The sequence below is a fragment of the Leucobacter musarum subsp. musarum genome, assembly GCF_001273845.1.
Taxonomy (GTDB): Bacteria; Actinomycetota; Actinomycetes; order Actinomycetales; family Microbacteriaceae; genus Leucobacter; species Leucobacter musarum.
Window position 1 is genome coordinate 258,526 of record NZ_JHBW01000065.1, and the last position, 16,594, is coordinate 275,119.

At 67.3% G+C, this 16,594-nt stretch carries 16 protein-coding genes and 2 riboswitches; of the genes, 8 read left to right on the forward strand and 8 right to left on the reverse strand.

Annotation, left to right across the window (positions count from 1 at the left end):
- Window positions 1–5: 5 nt before the first annotated feature.
- Complete coding sequence (locus tag CH42_RS04055; protein ID WP_053351916.1) at window positions 6–2,360, reverse strand: ATP-binding cassette domain-containing protein; 2,355 nt, start codon at window positions 2,358–2,360, stop codon at window positions 6–8.
- A 125-nt stretch (window positions 2,361–2,485) separates the two neighbouring features.
- Between CH42_RS04055 and CH42_RS04060 the strand changes: the two genes are divergently transcribed.
- Together CH42_RS04060 and CH42_RS04065 are read left to right on the forward strand one after the other, a co-directional pair.
- A complete protein-coding gene (locus CH42_RS04060; protein WP_053351917.1) occupies window positions 2,486–2,872 on the forward strand; it encodes a hypothetical protein in 387 nt (128 codons plus the stop codon).
- An 89-nt stretch (window positions 2,873–2,961) separates the two neighbouring features.
- The gene (locus CH42_RS04065) at window positions 2,962–3,786 is read left to right on the forward strand and encodes a CPBP family intramembrane glutamic endopeptidase (protein ID WP_239683942.1); all 825 of its coding nucleotides are present in this window, start codon (window positions 2,962–2,964) and stop codon (window positions 3,784–3,786) included.
- Between the two features lie 21 nt (window positions 3,787–3,807).
- Here CH42_RS04065 and aroQ read toward each other — a convergent pair whose 3' ends face one another.
- The gene (gene aroQ, locus CH42_RS04070; protein ID WP_053352055.1) at window positions 3,808–4,248 is read right to left on the reverse strand and encodes a type II 3-dehydroquinate dehydratase; all 441 of its coding nucleotides are present in this window, start codon (window positions 4,246–4,248) and stop codon (window positions 3,808–3,810) included.
- A 138-nt stretch (window positions 4,249–4,386) separates the two neighbouring features.
- On the opposite strand from aroQ, the gene trmB reads away from it, so the two are divergent.
- Both trmB and CH42_RS04080 read left to right on the forward strand, forming a co-directional pair.
- Window positions 4,387–5,133, forward strand: coding sequence for a tRNA (guanosine(46)-N7)-methyltransferase TrmB (gene trmB, locus CH42_RS04075; RefSeq protein ID WP_053352056.1), 747 nt, complete (start codon window positions 4,387–4,389; stop codon window positions 5,131–5,133).
- Window positions 5,134–5,183: 50 nt separating this feature from the next.
- Window positions 5,184–6,146: an NAD(P)H-dependent flavin oxidoreductase gene (locus CH42_RS04080; protein ID WP_053351918.1), complete on the forward strand. Its 963-nt coding sequence runs from the start codon at window positions 5,184–5,186 to the stop codon at window positions 6,144–6,146.
- Between the two features lie 29 nt (window positions 6,147–6,175).
- On the opposite strand, the gene CH42_RS04085 is transcribed toward CH42_RS04080, so the two are convergent.
- Window positions 6,176–6,826 carry a M15 family metallopeptidase gene (locus CH42_RS04085; RefSeq protein WP_053351919.1) on the reverse strand — a complete coding sequence of 217 codons (651 nt, stop codon included), beginning with the start codon at window positions 6,824–6,826 and terminating at the stop codon, window positions 6,176–6,178.
- Window positions 6,827–6,912: 86 nt separating this feature from the next.
- Here CH42_RS04085 and CH42_RS04090 point away from each other — a divergent pair, with 86 nt between their 5' ends.
- From CH42_RS04090 to CH42_RS04100, 3 genes are read left to right on the forward strand one after another with little or no spacing between them, the layout of a single operon-like run.
- Window positions 6,913–7,623: a response regulator transcription factor gene (locus CH42_RS04090; RefSeq protein WP_053351920.1), complete on the forward strand. Its 711-nt coding sequence runs from the start codon at window positions 6,913–6,915 to the stop codon at window positions 7,621–7,623.
- The gene (locus CH42_RS04095; protein WP_053351921.1) at window positions 7,620–8,699 is read left to right on the forward strand and encodes a sensor histidine kinase; all 1,080 of its coding nucleotides are present in this window, start codon (window positions 7,620–7,622) and stop codon (window positions 8,697–8,699) included. Before CH42_RS04090 ends, CH42_RS04095 begins: the two co-directional genes overlap by 4 nt.
- Complete coding sequence (locus tag CH42_RS04100; protein ID WP_162231059.1) at window positions 8,696–9,316, forward strand: VanZ family protein; 621 nt, start codon at window positions 8,696–8,698, stop codon at window positions 9,314–9,316. Before CH42_RS04095 ends, CH42_RS04100 begins: the two co-directional genes overlap by 4 nt.
- On the opposite strand, the gene CH42_RS04105 is transcribed toward CH42_RS04100, so the two are convergent.
- From CH42_RS04105 to CH42_RS04125, 5 genes are all read right to left on the reverse strand, one after another.
- On the reverse strand, window positions 9,310–10,038 hold the full coding sequence (locus CH42_RS04105; protein WP_053351923.1) for a FadR/GntR family transcriptional regulator: 729 nt from the start codon (window positions 10,036–10,038) through the stop codon (window positions 9,310–9,312). The genes CH42_RS04100 and CH42_RS04105 overlap by 7 nt on opposite strands.
- Before the next feature lie 98 nt (window positions 10,039–10,136).
- Window positions 10,137–10,928, reverse strand: coding sequence for a 3-oxoacyl-ACP reductase (locus CH42_RS04110; protein ID WP_204374521.1), 792 nt, complete (start codon window positions 10,926–10,928; stop codon window positions 10,137–10,139).
- Between the two features lie 42 nt (window positions 10,929–10,970).
- Complete coding sequence (locus CH42_RS04115) at window positions 10,971–12,326, reverse strand: aldehyde dehydrogenase family protein (RefSeq protein WP_053351924.1); 1,356 nt, start codon at window positions 12,324–12,326, stop codon at window positions 10,971–10,973.
- Window positions 12,323–13,141 (reverse strand): gamma-glutamyl-gamma-aminobutyrate hydrolase family protein, encoded by an 819-nt coding sequence (locus CH42_RS04120; RefSeq protein WP_053351925.1) that lies wholly within the window; start codon window positions 13,139–13,141, stop codon window positions 12,323–12,325. Before CH42_RS04120 ends, CH42_RS04115 begins: the two co-directional genes overlap by 4 nt.
- Complete coding sequence (locus CH42_RS04125; protein WP_053351926.1) at window positions 13,122–14,492, reverse strand: glutamine synthetase family protein; 1,371 nt, start codon at window positions 14,490–14,492, stop codon at window positions 13,122–13,124. The genes CH42_RS04120 and CH42_RS04125 overlap by 20 nt, the downstream gene beginning before the upstream one ends.
- Window positions 14,493–14,709: 217 nt before the next feature.
- Here CH42_RS04125 and CH42_RS04130 point away from each other — a divergent pair, with 217 nt between their 5' ends.
- Complete coding sequence (locus CH42_RS04130; RefSeq protein WP_053351927.1) at window positions 14,710–16,260, forward strand: amino acid permease; 1,551 nt, start codon at window positions 14,710–14,712, stop codon at window positions 16,258–16,260.
- Between the two features lie 93 nt (window positions 16,261–16,353).
- A riboswitch (glycine riboswitch) is annotated at window positions 16,354–16,455 on the forward strand.
- A riboswitch (glycine riboswitch) is annotated at window positions 16,456–16,558 on the forward strand.
- The last annotated feature ends 36 nt before the right edge of the window (window positions 16,559–16,594 follow it).

Genomic DNA, 16,594 nt, shown 5'->3' on the forward strand with positions numbered 1-16,594 from the left:
CGGCGTCAGCCCGCGACGTACTCCGCGAGGTGTTCGCCGGTGAGGGTCGACTTGGCGGCGATGAGGTCGGCGGGTGTGCCTTCGAACACGATGGTGCCGCCCTGCTGGCCCGCGCCGGGGCCGAGGTCGATGATCCAGTCGGCGTGCGCCATGACTGCCTGATGGTGCTCGATCACGATCACGCTCTTGCCCGCATCGACGAGGCGATCGAGGAGGCCGAGCAGCTGCTCGACGTCGGCGAGATGCAATCCGGTGGTCGGCTCGTCGAGCACGTAGATGTCGGCGTCTTCGAGCATGTGGATCGCGAGCTTGAGACGCTGACGTTCACCGCCTGACAGCGTGGACAGCGGCTGGCCGAGCTTGATGTACCCGATGCCGACGTCGACGAGCCGGTCGAGAATTTTCGCGGCCTTGGCGATCTTGGTGTCGGGTGCGGAGAAGAACTCACGGGCCTCGGCCATGGAGAGGTCGAGCACCTCGGCGATATTCTTGCCGCCGTAGGTGTAGTCGAGCACCGCGGAATCGAAGCGCTTACCTTCGCACACTTCGCAGACGCTCTCCATCGTGGCCATCATGCCGAGATCGGTGTAGATGATGCCCGCGCCCTTGCACTCCGGGCAGGCGCCCTCCGAGTTCGCGCTGAAGAGCGCGGGCTTCACGCCGTTCGCCTTCGCGAATGCCGTGCGCACCGGATCGAGCAGCCCGGTGTATGTCGCGGGGTTCGAGCGTCGGGATCCCTTGATCGCTCCCTGATCGACGGCGACGACGTCGTCGCGGTTGGCGACGTAGTTGCCGATCAGGGTGCTCTTGCCCGACCCAGCGACCCCGGTCACGGCGCAGAGTACGCCGAGGGGCACGTCGACGTCGACGTTCTGCAGGTTGTGGCGATCCGCCCCGCGCACTTCGAGGGCCCCTGACGAGGTGCGCACCGAATCTTTCACCCGTGCCCGGTCATCGAGGTGCTGACCCGTGAGCGTGCCCGAGGCGCGGAGTTCGGCGACAGTGCCCTCGAAACAGATCTCACCACCGTTCGTGCCTGCCCGCGGTCCGAGGTCGACGACGTGGTCGGCGATGGCGATCATCTCGGGCTTGTGCTCCACGACGAGCACGGTGTTGCCCTTGTCTCGCAGCTTCAGCAGGAGCTGATTCATGCGCTGGATATCGTGCGGGTGCAAGCCGATTGAGGGCTCGTCGAAGACGTACGTCGCATCGGTGATGGGGGAGCCGAGGTGCCGGATCATCTTCGTGCGCTGAGACTCGCCACCGGAGAGGGTGCCGGTCGGGCGATCCAGGCTGAGATAGCCCAGCCCGATCTGTACGAACGAGTCGAGGGTGTCGATGAGCTTTTCGACCAGCGGCGCGATGCCCGGATCGTCGATGCCGCGCACCCACTCGGCGAGGTCGGTGATCTGCATTGCGCAGACATCGGCGATCGACTTGCCTGAGATCTTTGAGGAACGCGCGGTCTCGTTGAGGCGGGTGCCACCGCAGTCGGGGCAGGCGTGGAAGACGATCGCGCGATCCACGAATGCCCGAATGTGGGGCTGCATGGCCTCGCGGTCTTTCGAGAGCATCGACTTCTGGATGCGCGGGATGAGGCCTTCGTACGTGACGTTGACGCCGTCGGCCTTGATCTTGCGGGGCTCGTCGTGGAGCAGCACGTGCATCTGCTCGTCGGTGAAGTCACCGATGGGCGTGTCCATGGGCAGCAGCGCGGCAAAGATGCGACCGTACCAGCCGTCCATGCTGAACCCGGGCACTTTCAACGCGCCATCGGCCAGCGACTTCTGGGCGTCGTAGAGCTCATCGAGCGCGAAGTCGCTGACGGTGCCCCGGCCCTCGCAGGTCGGGCACATGCCGCCGAGAATCTCGAAGCTGCGGCGCTCCTTGACCGTCTTGCCACCCTTCTCGAGCGTGACCGCACCTGCGCCGCTGATCGAGGCGACATTGAACGAGAACGCATTCGGAGACCCGATGCGCGGAGCACCGAGGCGCGAGAAGACGATGCGCAGCATCGCGTTGACGTCGGTGGCCGTGCCGACGGTGGAGCGCGGGTTGGCGCCCATGCGCTCCTGATCGACGATGATGGCCGTCGTAAGGCCCTCGAGCACGTCGACATCGGGGCGACTCTGCGAAGGCATGAAGCCCTGCACGAAGGCGCTGTAGGTCTCGTTGATGAGGCGCTGCGACTCGGCCGCGATCGTGCCGAACACGAGCGAGCTCTTACCCGAACCCGAGACCCCGGTGAACGCCGTGAGCCGCCGCTTTGGCAGGTCGACGCTGACATCTTTCAAGTTGTGCTCGCGGGCACCCCGGACTCGAATGCGGTCGTGCGAATCTGCGACGTGAGAGGAGGTCATGGAGCCAGAATAATGGGGGCCGCCGACATTGACTTCTCGAATCCTGATCGACACTCGCAGCACGCGCGAACCCGCATATGAACTCGCACTCGAACCCGACCGGAGCAGCTTGCTAGGCTCGCTGCATGAGCCTTCCCGAGAGTTGGATTCCGCATCGCCGCGAAGACGGAGAGCTCGTCGGCTGGATCGAACCCGAGGGCGATGGGTTCGTGCCGTTCGACCTTCTGGGGCGCCCTCGTGCCACCGCGCCGATCGACTGGCTCGACGCTGAAGCCGCACTCGAAGAGATCGGCATCGGGTATCTCGCTGAGATCTACGCACTGCGCACCGATGCCGGCGAGTGGATCCGCGCGCGCATCGTCGAGGTGTCGCCCGAAGGCATCGGAGCGAAAGAAGACGACTTCGGAGACATCGCTGCCGTCGTCGCGAGCTTCGCACTGCCGTTCCCGATCGACGATCGACTGGTGCTGCTCGCCGACGCGCCGGGCCCCGTGAGCGGGCACTTCAGCTGATGCCCGGGCGCGGGGGCGGAGCCGACACGCTGACGCTTGCGCGGCGCACGCGCCCCGCGGCCGTCTGCGCGGCGCTGCTGGTCTGCCTGATGGCGCCCGCCTGGTTCGTGCTTCACCAGATCTGGCTCGGGATCGGCCTCGGCGTCGTTGGCCTCGCGCTCGCGGCCTGGGCCTCTCGCGCCGGGCGCGACGACGCGACGCCGGTAGGGGCAACCGCCCGTGCCAGTGAACGCTCGCCGTCGTTGCTGCGCGATCTGTCGCTCATTGCGATTGGCCTGTCGATCGTGCGGGTGATCCCGCTCGCCGCACACCTCGACACCGCGTCGATGGTGAAGTTCACGCTTGCGCTCGGGGGCGCCGTCGTCGTGCCGTATCTCATTTCGAGGTACGTCTACCGCGACCGCGCCACCTCATTCCCCTGGCGCGGCGCGGGGAGCGCCCGGGGTGAACGCTGGGGCAGATACCACTGGGCCTGGTTGGTCGCGGTGCTCGTGCTCGCGTGGCTGATCCTGCCCTGGTATTTCATTTCATCGGGCGTCTACGCGAACTGGCCCGTCGTCGACACCCCCGAACTCATCGCCCGGCTCTTCGTCGGTGTCGGCGCCGTCGGGATCTGGGACGAACTCTTCTTCATCTGCACGGTGTTCGCGCTGCTGCTGCGGCACTTTCCGGCGTGGGCGGCGAATTTGCTGCAGGCGATCGTGTTCGTGTCGTTCCTGTGGGAACTGGGGTATCGCGCCTGGGGACCGTGGCTCACGATTCCCTTCGCGCTCGTGCAGGGAATCATTTTCTTGCGCACCCGGTCGCTGTCGTACGTCGTGACCGTGCATCTGCTGTTCGACGCGGTCGTCTTTGCCGTGCTCGTGCACGCGCACCAGCCCGAACTCTTCGACTGGTTTCCGACCGCGCGGTGAACGGGGGCGCCGCAGCGTCGCTCAGCCGGCGAGCAGCGCTGCGATGCGACGCACCGCGAAATCGTACCCCTGCACGCCGCACCCGACGATGACTGCGGCGGCCACACCCGAGAGATAGGAGTGATGGCGGAACTCTTCGCGGGCGTGCACGTTCGAGATATGTACCTCGGCCGTCGGCAGCGCAACGCCGGTGATGGCATCGCGAATCGCGACCGAGGTATGCGTGAAGGCTCCCGGGTTGATGATGATCGCCGCGCAGTCTTCGCGAGCCGCATGGATGGCGTCGATGATCGCGCCCTCGTGGTTGCTCTGCACGGCGCGCACGTCGAGCGAGAAGTCTGCGGCGACCCGCGTGACGAGCGCCTCCACATCGGCGAGCGTGTCGGTGCCGTACACCTCGGGCTCCCGGGTGCCCAGCAAATTGAGATTCGGTCCGTTCACCAGCAGGATGCGTCTGGTCATGATGGGCCCCTTCGCTCGAATGCGGTTGACTCCCATGGTAGCGGCGACACCGAGGCGGGGAAGGGAGCTCGGGATCGCCGCGCGACCGAGATGCACCTCCGCTTTGCCCGTGCGCCGTCGCCCGACTACCGTTATGGGGTGACCGAGCAGCAGCCACTCCCGTACAAGAGCTTCGACCCGACGACCTTTCGCAAGAAGCCCGTCTCGTTCGTGCGCCGCAGCGGCCGCATGACGCCCTCTCAGGAGCGTGCGTGGGCCGATCACCACGAGACCTACGTGCTCGACATCGCTCACGGGCCGGCCGCGACGAGCGTCGCCGATGGCGCGCACGGCGACCCCGCAGGGATCTTCGGTCGAACCGCGCCCCTCGTCGTCGAGGTCGGATCCGGGCAGGGCCATGCGATCCTGCACGCCGCAGAGCAGCGGCCCGACACGAACTTCCTCGCCGTCGAGGTGTTTCGCGCCGGGCTCGCGCGCACCATGATTCGTGCCGAGGTCGCCGCGCTCGACAACCTGAAGCTCGCCGAGGTGAACGCTCCTGAACTGCTCGAGAAGTATCTGCCAGCCGGGTCGGTCGACGAGATCTGGGTGTTCTTCCCCGACCCGTGGAAGAAGGTGCGTCATCACAAGCGCCGTCTGGTGAGTGACGACTTCGCCCGTATCGCGTACCGTGCGCTGCGCCCCGGTGGTGTGCTGCGACTCGCCACCGACTGGGAGGACTACGCGGAGCAGATGCGCGAGGTGCTCGACGCCGCCGAGGGGTTCACCCGTGAATTCTCTGGTGAGTGGGCGGATCGCTTCGACGGTCGTATCTTGACGGCGTTCGAGCAGAAGGGCATCGATGTGGGTCGCCACATCCGCGACCTCACGTATCGCCGCGCGTAAGCGCAAGGCGGCCCGCGCGCGACGACGCGCTGCGGAGTAGCGTAGGCGCTATGAGCGAGCGACGACTGACCGAATGGGCCCGTGAACTCGGGCTCACCGCACCGCTGATCTGCGCTCCCATGGGCGGCGTCGCCGGCGGAGCGCTGGCCACCGCGGTCTCGCGCGCGGGTGCGCTGGGCATGATCGGCATGGGGAGCGCCGGGTCGGTGGCTGCGCTGGAGCGCGAATTGGCCGCGCTCGGCGACGATCTGCGGGGAGCCGACGGCCTGCCGTTCGGGATCGGACTCGTGGAGTGGGGTATCGCGCGCGATCCCGATATGCTCGGGCGTGCGATCGCGGCCGCACCCGCGCTCCTCTCGGTGAGCTTCGGAGACTGGAGCGCATCGGTGCCCGCCCCGCACTGGGTCACGGCGGCCCGTGACGCTGGAATACTCACCGTGACGCAGGTCGCGACGGTGCAAGAGGCCGAAGTCGCGGCCGCAAGCGGAGTCGATGCGATCGTCGCGCGCGGCAGCGAAGGCGGCGGGCACGGGGATCACCGAGAGCCGCGAGACTCCCTGCTCGCTGCAGTGCTCGGCGCCGTAGAGGTGCCGGTGATCGCAGCGGGCGCGGTCTCATCGGCCGCCGATGTGGCGCGCGTGCTCGATGCCGGCGCGGTGGCCGCGTGGGTCGGCACGGCATTCGCTGCGGCGGAGGAAGCGCTGACGTCACCGGGCGCCCGCGCGGCGCTCATCGCGGCGACGGGGACCGATACGGTCGTTACACGCGCCTACGATGTCGCCCTGGAACGCCCGTGGCCGGCACGGTTTCCCGAACGCCTCGTGCGCACCGAATTCATTGATCGCTGGCACGGGCGCGAAGCGGAACTGGCGCACGACACCGAAGCGCGTGCGGCGTTCCGTGCCGCCGCAGCCGCGGGCGATTACTCCGTCGTTCCGATGGATGCCGGAGCAGGCGTCGGGCTCGTCACGCGTGTGCGCCCCGCCGCCGAAGTCGTCGCCGACTTGGCCTGAGGCGACGCCGTCGCGGTGGGTGCTCAGGTTCAGCCCGTCATGCGCGGATCGAACGTCGGATCGGCGTAGGGCTCGGCGCACCCATTGACCGGAGCGTCGGGCTGCAACTCGAAGTGCCATGATTCATTGGCGTACGTCTGGCAGAGCCCATACCCGGCGCCGTTCAGACCAAGCCAGTACGCCGCATCGAAGTCTCCGATGTCGATCGCGCGGCCGGCGACGTGCTCGGAGGTCTCGGGCGTCGCCACCCACCTGGCGGCTTCTTCAGCCGACCCGTACTGCGTGACGGCGTCATCCAACAGCTGCTGCTGGTAAGCGGAGGATCTCCACCCGCTCGTCACCGTGAACTCGATGTCGCTCGCGGCGGCATCGACGGCTGCGGCCTGCACCGCAGCGAGCAGTGCCGGGTCGAGGTTGCCGATCCCCGGCAGGTCGGTATCGGTCACACGCGCGTCCTCGGGCAGGTTGCCATCCGCTGCTGAGAGCGAGCCAGTCGGCAGCACAGAACGCACCGCGGTCTGCAGATCGGAGCGCGCCGTGCCCGTGTCTGCTCCCGCGGCGCGGACGGCGATGACGCAGACGGTGACCGCGACGGCCGCGATGAGAAGGGCGGCCGCTGCGGTGACGATCACGGCGACGACGCGGCGGCGAGCCACGTACGTGGTGTAGGGAATGCTCATGCTCTCAGTGCATCGCACCGGATGTTGCCGCAGCGTATGGGAATTCCGATACGCCGACGATATGCGCCCCCTTTTACGATTGAGGCATGCGCGTACTGATCGTGGAAGACGAACCCTTCATGGCCGAGGCCATTCGTGATGGGTTGCGTCTCGCGGCAATCGCAGCGGACATCGCCGGCGACGGCGAGACCGCACTCGAACTGCTGAGTGTGAATGCGTATGACGTCGCCCTGCTCGATCGCGATGTTCCCGGCCCGAACGGCGATGAGATCGCGCGACGCATCGTCGCTTCAGAATCGGGGCTGCCGATTCTCATGCTCACCGCGGCGGATCGGCTCGATGACAAGGCGACGGGGTTCGAACTCGGCGCCGACGACTACCTGACGAAACCGTTCGACATGCGTGAGCTCGTGCTGCGCCTGCGCGCGCTGGCGCGCCGACGCATCCATGCACGGCCCCCCGTGCGCGAGTTCGCCGGGGTGCGGCTCGACGCATTCCGCCGCGAGGTCGTGCGCGATGGTCGGTACGTCGCGCTGACGCGCAAGCAGTTCGCGGTGCTCGAGGTACTGCTCGATGCCGAAGGCGGCGTGGTCAGTGCCGAGACGCTGCTCGAGCGGGCGTGGGATGAGAATGCCGACCCGTTTACTAACGCCGTACGCATCACGATGTCGGCACTGCGCAAGCGACTGGGCGAGCCCGGCATCATCGAGACGGTCGCCGGGGTCGGGTATCGCATCGCATCGGAGCCCGAGACTGCTCCGGAGACGGGCGCCGCAACCGAGGAGCGCGCCGAATGACGCGGCCCCCGGGCCTCAGCGTGCGCTGGCAGCTGACGCTGAGCTATGTCGCGGTCGTCATGGTGACCGGCGGCCTGCTTCTCGCCATCGTTTACGTCTTTCTCCTGCGCTACGTGCCAGTGCAGGCGTACGTCGGGCCGGAGGGGTTAATTCCGGGGCGCACCGATCTGCTCCGCGCATTTCTTCCGCCGGCGGCGTGGATGCTCGCGGCGCTGCTGGCCGCGAGCACGCTCGGTGGCTGGCTGCTCGCCGGGCGCGTGCTGGCCCCGCTCACGCAGATCGCCCGAGCGACGCGTCAGGCCGCTGCCGGCTCGCTCGGGCACCGCATCGCGATGCCCGGCAGACAAGACGAGTTTCGGGAGCTCGCGGACAGTTTCGATGGCATGCTGGCCCAACTCGAATCCCAACTCGCCGAGCAGCAGCGCTTCGCGGCCAATGCGTCGCACGAGCTGCGCACCCCGCTCGCGATCACTCAGGCGCTGATCGACGTCGCCGCAGACGACCCTGCTGCCGACCGCTCCGCCATGCTGCGGCGGCTGCGCGAGGTGAACGCGCGTGCGATCCATCTCACCGAAGCGTTGCTTGTGCTCAGCCGCGCCGACCAGCGCGCATTCACCACTGAACCGGTCGATCTCTCATTACTTGCGGAGGAGGCCGCCGAGACGCTGCTGCCGATCGCCGAGCAGCGCGGGATCTCGCTTGAGGTGCGCGGAGACACAGCGATCACTCCGGGATCATCGGCACTGCTGCTGCAGCTCGTGACGAATCTCATGCAGAACGCGGTCGTGCACAACGCCTCGCATGATGGCTGGGTGACTGTGAGCACGGCGCGCGGTGTGGATGCAGTCGAGCTCACCGTCGAGAATCCGGGCGAGCGCATCACGGCAGAGGTGCTCGGCACCCTGGTGGAACCGTTCCAACGCGGGGCCTCGCGGGTGCGAGACGGTCGTGACGGCCACGGACTGGGGCTCGCCATCGCGCGCAGCATTGTGAGGGCCCATCACGGAGAACTGCAGCTCTCCGCGCGAGACGCAGGTGGTTTGCTGGTGTGCGTATCGTTGCCGGTGACATCGTGACTGCGACACTGACCCGGCCGCTGGCACACACCCCGCGTCACCCGCGGCGCCCATCACCGCGCACGCTCGTCGTCGTGCTGACCGGATATCTCGTGCTGCTGACCTGGGTGATCGTCTGGAAGCTTGAGCTCCCGCAGATCGGAGACGGGTCGCTGCGCACGATCAAGCTCGTGCCATTCGTCGCAGGCGCCGGTCTGGGGAGGAACGCGCCCCTCGAACTCGTGGCGAACATCGCGCTCTTCGTGCCGTTCGGGGTGCTGCTCGCGCTGCTGGAGCGCCCGCGCAGGAGCGGGATCGCGCTGCTCGCGTGCATGTTCGGCAGCGTGATGCTGGAAACTGCGCAATACGTATTCGCTGTGGGGCGGTCGGATCTCACCGACGTGCTCATGAACACGCTCGGCGGCGCGATCGGGCTCGGGGTCGTCGCCGTTTCGCGAAAGCTCTGGCGTCGTCGCGGCGACCTGCTCGTGCTGCGCGCGACGATGGCCGGCTTTCTCGGCCTGCTCCTCGCCGTGGGTGTCGCGTTCACCGCGCCCGCGATGCCGGGCTCGGGAGACGGAGGAACGGTGTTCACCGAGCTCCCTGACGTGCACGTCGCGCTGGGCGACGCCTACTGATTCGAGAGGAAGCCGCGCAAGAGGGCCGACGAGCCCTCGATGTGTTCGAGCATGGCCTCGGCCGCCGACTCCGGTCTGCCCGCGAGTATTGCCGCGACCACGGCTTCATGCTGGGCATTTGAGTGCGCGAGGTTCGGTGCGAGCATCGGAATCTCTTCGAGCAGCGCGTTGACGCGAGTACGCAGGTTTGCGACCAGCGGCACGAGGCTCGTGGATCCTGACAGCTCCGCGATCAGCAAATGCAGGCGGGAGTCAAGGCGGCGGTGATCGGACTGCGCCGAGGCCGAGCAGTCTTCGAGCGCGCGTGTCAGCGATGCGCGTTCGTCAGCGGTCAGATCTCGTGCGGCGGCCTCGCGGGCCGCACCGACTTCGAGCACCCGCCGCAGCGTGGTGACGTCTTCCACCTCAGCGGGGCCGAACCCGCCCTGCAGGGCTCCGAGTGCCGATTCGCGCGGCAGTGAGTCGACGACGAAGGTGCCACCGTACCGGCCGCGCCGCGATACGACGTAGTCGGCCTCGGCGAGCGTGGCGAGCGCCTCGCGCACCGTGTCTCGACTGACCTTGAGCATCGCCGCGAGGTCGCGCTCGGCGGGGAGCCGCTCACCTGGCCCGATCAGCCCGAGCCGAATGGACTGGAGCAGGCGCTGCATGGTCTCTTCGTACGCGTTCGTCGGTCGCACCGCGCGCACGAGCAGCTCGATACCGTCGCCGGTCGCGGTCATGGGTGCCTCCGATGCTCGTCACGCGGTGTGACTCTGCGAGTGTACGCGCGCTCGGCGCCGGGAGCTGGAGACCGCCCGGCGCCGAGCGCAAGAGCCCGTTAGAGCGGCGTGGTGTACGCGCTCGTCAGGCCGCCGTCGACGAGGAAGGTCGAGGCGGTGATGAACGAGGCGTCGTCGCTCGCGAGGAACGCGACGGATGCGGCGAGCTCCTCCGGGCGAGCGAAGCGGCCGACGGGCACGTGCACCAGTCGGCGAGCGGCGCGCTCCGGGTCTTTCGCGAACAGCTCCTGCAGCAGCGGGGTGTTCACCGGACCCGGGCACAGCGCATTCACTCGGATGCCCTGGCGAGCGAACTGCACGCCGAGTTCGCGGGTCATGGCGAGTACGCCGCCCTTCGACGCCGTGTATGAGATCTGCGAAGTGGCGGATCCCATCACCGCGACGAACGAGGCCGTGTTGATGATGGAGCCGGATCCCTGCGCGGTCATGTGGCGCAGCGCCGCCCGCGAGCAGAGGTAGACGCTCTTCAGGTTCACGTCTTGCACTTTCTCCCAGGCCGGGAGCTCGGTGATCTCGATCGAGTCGTCGTCGTCAGGGGAGATGCCCGCATTGTTGAACGCGATGTCGACGCTGCCGTACTCGCGAGCGGCGGTATCGAAGAGGTTGTTGACCTGAGCCTCGTCGGTGACGTTGACCTGCACGAAGAGGCCGTCGACCGCAGCCGCGGCGGCTTCGCCCGACTCCGGGTTCATGTCGCCGATCACGACGCGGGCGCCCTCGGCGCGGAAGCGCTTCGCGGTGGCGAGCCCGATGCCGCTCGCGCCACCGGTGATGACGGCGACCTTGCCGGCGAGTCGCTGGGTGAGATCGATGGGGGTGATGTCGCTCATGAGTAGTCCTTTGCAGTCAAGAAAGAAATGGGAAAACGGGGGTCACTCGCTGGCGAAGAACACGTTCTTCGTCTCGGTGAAGTGCTCGGCGGCGTCGGGCCCGAGCTCGCGTCCGAGCCCTGACTGCTTGAAGCCGCCGAACGGGGTCGTGTACCGCACCGACGAGTGCGAGTTGACGGAGAGATTGCCGCCCTCGACGCCGCGGGCGACGCGGATGCCGCGACCGAGGTCGTTGGTCCAGATCGAGCCGCTGAGGCCGAAATCCGTGTCGTTGGCAAGCTGCAGCGCATCGGCCTCATCCTCGAACGGGAGTACGGCGACGACCGGTCCGAAGACTTCCTCCGTGGCGATGCGCGAGCCGCGCTCCGGAGTGACGACGGTGGGAGCGAACCACGAACCGGGGCCGTCGGGGCAGGATCCCCGGAACGCGACCGGCACATCGTCCGTGAGGAACGCCGTGACGCTCTCCTTATGCGCTTGCGTCACCAGCGGGCCCACCTCGGTCGACTCGAGCGTCGGGTCGCCGACGACGACGCCCTGCACAGCCTGCTCGAACTGCTCCATGAATCGGTCGTAGACGCTGCGCTGCACCAGGAGCCGGCTGCGCGCGCAGCAATCCTGGCCCGCGTTGTCGAACACCGAGTACGGTGCGGTCGCTGCGGCGCGTTCGATGTCGGCGTCGGCGAACACGATGTTGGCGCTCTTGCCGCCGAGCTCGAGCGTGACGCGCTTCACCTGATCGGCGCACCCCGACATGATGCGCTTGCCGACCTCGGTGGAGCCGGTGAACACGACCTTGCGGACCGTCGGATTCGTGACGAAGCGATCGCCGACCACGGAACCGCGGCCCGCCAGTACCTGGAAGAGCCCCTCGGGGAGCCCGGCTTCGAGGGCGAGCTCGCCCAGGCGAATGCTGGTGAGTGGGGTCCACTCCGCGGGCTTCAGCACGACGGCGTTGCCGGCGGCGAGCGCGGGCGCAAACCCCCAGGAGGCAATGGTCATGGGAAAGTTCCACGGTGTGATGACGCCGACGACGCCGAGCGGCTCGTGGAACGTGACATCGATGCCGCCGGCAACCGGAATCTGCTGGCCGATGAGTCGCTCCGGGGTGCCCGAATAGTACTCGAGCACGTCGCGCACATGACCGGCCTCCCAGCGGGACTGTGTGATCGGATGCCCCGAATTGGTGGTCTCGAGCTGCGCCAGGTGTTCGATGTCGCCGTCGACCGCGTCGGCGAAGCGGCGCAGCACGCGCGCGCGGTCGGCCGGTGCGACCGCCGCCCAGTCGCGCTGGGCGCGGGCCGCCGACTCAATGGCGCGGTCGGTCTCAGCGGCGTCGAGGTGCGCGACCTCGGTGACGGCTTCGCCGGTGGCGGGGTTGATGACGGTGTAGCTCACGGCTGCTCCTTCGATGCGGGCTCGATCGGGGACGACGGTGGGGTGGCGCGACGCGAGGCGCGGTAGGCGCTCGCCGCATCGACCAGACCCTGGAAGAGGCGGCGATCGGCGCGGTTCTCTTCGGGATGCCACTGCACGGCGACGCCGAAGGGCAGTGCGTCGAGCTCCACCGCTTCGATGATGCCGTCGGCGGTGCGGCTGGTCACGGTGAGGCCGTCGGCGACATCACCGAGCGCCTGGTGGTGATAGAGGTGGGCGCGTGCGCTGCGGTCGTCGCCGAGCACTTCGGCGATCCGCGATCCCGCGTCGACTTGGACATCGATCTCGGTGAAGACGCCCTGCCCCGCCTGGTAGCGGTCGTCACCGACCACGTCCGGGAGATGCTGAATCAGGGTGCCTCCGAGCTCGACGTTGATGACCTGTGCGCCGCGGCAGATGCCGAGCAGCGGCAGCTCGGCCTCGATCGCGGCGTCGAGCACCGCGGCTTCGAACGCGTCGCGGTCGGTGCGTGGGGCGCCGGTGCGCTCGTGCGCGGCGGCACCGTAGCGTGCAGGATCGACGTCGGCGCCCCCGGAGAGGATGAGTCCGTCGAGCGACGCGACGATGCCGCGCGCGATCTCGGGGGAGACCGGCTGCGGAGGCAGTACCAGCGCAATGCCGCCGACGTCAGTGACCGCGTCAAGGTACACCTGCGGCAGAAAGGACGCGCGCACATCCCACACCCCGGTCTGCGCCTGCTCCAGGTAGCTGGTGATGCCGATGACCGGCGCGGCGCCCGCAGCGCCGGTGCCGAGTTCAGAGTCGTTCGAAGCCACGGACTCGCTCCCAATCGGTGACGGCGGCATCGTAGGCCTGGACCTCGACCCGCGCTGCATGCGTGTAATGATCGACCACGTCGTCGCCGAACACCTCGCGTGCGAGTGCCGACTGCTCGAAGAGATCGGCGGCCTCGCGCAGCGTGGTGGGCACGCGCTCCACGTCGCTCGAATATGCGTTGCCGCGCAGCGGTTCGCCGAGTTCGAGCTCTTGCTCGATGCCCGCGAGGCCCGAAGCGAGCATGCCGGCGACCGCGAGATATTGATTCACGTCGCCGCCGGGCACTCGGTTCTCGACGCGCATCGCCTGGCCGCGACCCACGACGCGCAAAGCGCACGTGCGATTGTCGTGGCCCCAGGCCACAGCGGTCGGGGCGAAGCTGCCGTCGACGTAGCGCTTGTACGAATTGATGTTCGGCGCGTACAGCAGCGTGAACTCCCGCAGGGCCGCTTGCTGGCCGGCGATGAAGTGGCGGAAGATCTTCGACATGCCGTCAGGGTCGGAGTCGTCGGCGAAGATCGGGTCGCCGGCGCTGTTGCGGAGGCTCGTGTGCACGTGGCAGCTGTTGCCCTCGCGCTCATTGAACTTTGCCATGAAGGTGATGCTCTTGCCGTGCGCTTCGGCGATCTCCTTCGACCCGCTCTTGTAGATCGAATGGTTGTCGCAGGTGGGCAGTGCGTGGGTGTAGCGGAACGCGATCTCCTGCTGGCCCAGGTTGCACTCGCCCTTCACGCCCTCGCAGTACATGCCGGCGGCGTCCATCGAGTTGCGGATGTCGCGCAGCAGCGGTTCGATGCGCGTCGACGCATGCAGGGCGTAGTCCGTGTTGTAATCGCTCGCGGGAGTGAGGTCGCGATACCCGTTGCGCCAGGCGCTGCGGTAGTCGTCTTCGAAGACGAGGAACTCGAGTTCGGTACCGACGTAGGGAATGAAGTCGTGGGCTGCGAGGCGGTCGATCTGGCGCTTCAAGATCTGTCGCGGCGACACCGAAATGCCGGAGTGATCGCTCGCGAGCGTGAGATCGGCGATGACGAGGGCGGTGCCAGGGATCCAGGGCGTGCGCCGCAGGGTCGCGAGATCCGGCAGCATCGCCATGTCTCCGTACCCGCTCTCCCAGCTGGTGAGCGCGTAGCCGTCGACCGTGTTGAGCTCCACGTCGACCGCGAGCAGATAGTTGCAGCACTCGGCGCCGTGCGACATCACATCCTCGAGGAACAACCGCGCCGAGACGCGCTTGCCGACCAGTCGGCCCTGCATATCGGTGAAAGCGACGATCACCGTGTCGATCTCGCCCGAAGCCACCGCCTCGCGCAGTTCATCGGGGGTGAGATTGCCACTCGCGGGAATCATGTGCTCTCCTTCGGCTCGTCATCGAGTTGAGATTGCGACACCGACCCGCAATCAGACGTCGCGGCGACGTCGCTCAAAAGGTCGGATTGAAGACCATTACACCACACTGTGTTGGTGGTTCCGCAAGTACCAGAGTGATAAAGGTGGTGCGAAACGACCAATAGGTGGCTATCATCGCAGTGTTCGGTTCCATCACAGCGAAGTGAAAGAGGTCGACATGGCCAAGGACACCCTGAAAGTCTCAGGTGCCACCTACACCACTGCAGAATCCGGGTATTTCGAGAAGCGGCAGCTCAAGCGCGCCGCCGGCGTCTGGGGCCTCTGGGGCCTTGCCGTCGGCGCGGTGATCTCGGGCAACTTCTCGGGCTGGAACTTCGGCATCGAAGCCGCCGGGTTCGGCGGCATGCTCATCGCGTTCGCGATCCTCGTCGTCATGTATTACGGACTCGTCTTCTCGATCGGCGAGATGGCGGCCGCGATGCCGCACACGGGCGGCGCCTACTCGTTCGGCCGTGCGGCGATGGGGCCGTGGGGCGGTTTCGTCACCGGTCTCGCCGAAACCATCGAGTACGTCGCAACGACGGCGGTGATCGTCTACTTCTCGGCGGGGTACGCGAACGGCGTTACCGAGGGATTGATGGGCTTCAGCCTGCCGACCTGGTTGTGGTGGATCATTCTCTACGCCGCGTTCGTCGGCCTCAATACCGCGGGCGCCGCGATCTCCCTGAAGTTCGCCATTATCGTCTCCTTCATCTCGATCGGTGTGCTCGTGCTGTTCGCCGTCATGGCGTTCGCGAGCGGCGCGATCGACTGGGGCAGCCTGTTCGAGATCGAGCCCGACCCGGGTCAGAACGTCTTCCTGCCGCACGGCGTGCTGCCGATCCTCTTCGCCATGCCGTTCGCAATGTGGCTCTTCCTCGGCATTGAGGAACTGCCGCTCGCAGCTGAGGAGTCGCACAACCCCGTGCGCGACATTCCGCGAGCTGGCCTCTGGGCTCGCGGCACGCTGATCGTCACCGGCCTGCTCGTGCTGGTGCTGAATACCGGCGTGCTGGGCGCGTCCGCGACCGGAGTCGCCGGTGAGCCCCTGCTGGACGGATTCCGTGCGATTCTCGGCGACGACCTCGCCTGGGTTGCTGGCCTGCTCGCGCTCTTCGCGCTCTTCGGTCTGCTCGCGTCGCTGCAGGGCATCATGTTCGCCTACGGGCGCAACATGTACTCCCTGTCGCGCGCCGGGTACTACCCGAAGTGGCTGTCGCTCACCGGGAAGCGCCAGACCCCGTGGGTGGCACTGATCGCCGGCGCCGTCATCGGGCTCGTCGCGCTCATCGTCGTCGAACTCACGGGCGGCGACAGCGGCGTGGGTGGCGCGATCGTGCTGAACATCGCCGTGTGGGGTGCCGTGCTCGCGTACTTCATGCAGATGCTGTCGTTCATCATTCTGCGACGCAAGTTCCCGAACGCGAAGCGCCCGTACGTCAGCCCGTGGGGCGTGTTCGGCGCAGCGGCCGCGGCCGTGATCTCAGCGCTCATCTTCGTGGGCTTCCTGCTCAACGAGACGTTCCGGCCCGCCATTGTCGCGATCGTGATCGTGTACATCGTCGGTCTCATCATCTTCGGCTTGTACACGCGCCACCGTCTGATCCTCTCCCCGGAGGAGGAATATGCGGTCTCGGGAGGCCTGCACGGCGACCCGCAGACCGAAGGGTATGGCGGGGCGGTCGAGGAAGAGCTGCTCGCGCTCGACGGGCGCGACGAAGAACGCTGAGTTTGCGGGTCGGGGCGCATGGCGGCCCCGACCCGCACCTCCTCAGCTCGCTCTCCGATGGTAGAGTGAGCACGACTTCTGAATATCGGCCATCAAGCTGTGGCGGGAGAGTCCATGGTCCGGCAACGGAGCCCTGGCGCCGTAGGAGCAATCCCTCCCCGGGAATCTCTCAGGCACCCGTACCGCTGCAGCGCGGCAACTCTGGAAAGCAGTGAGCGGCAACGCTCGCTCACCGACGGTGCAAGGACGCAGGTGAACCCGCGTCTGAATCTCTCAGGTCCGTTACAGAGCGGGGAGGATCCCAGTTCGATCGCGCGACCGCGCGACTACCTCC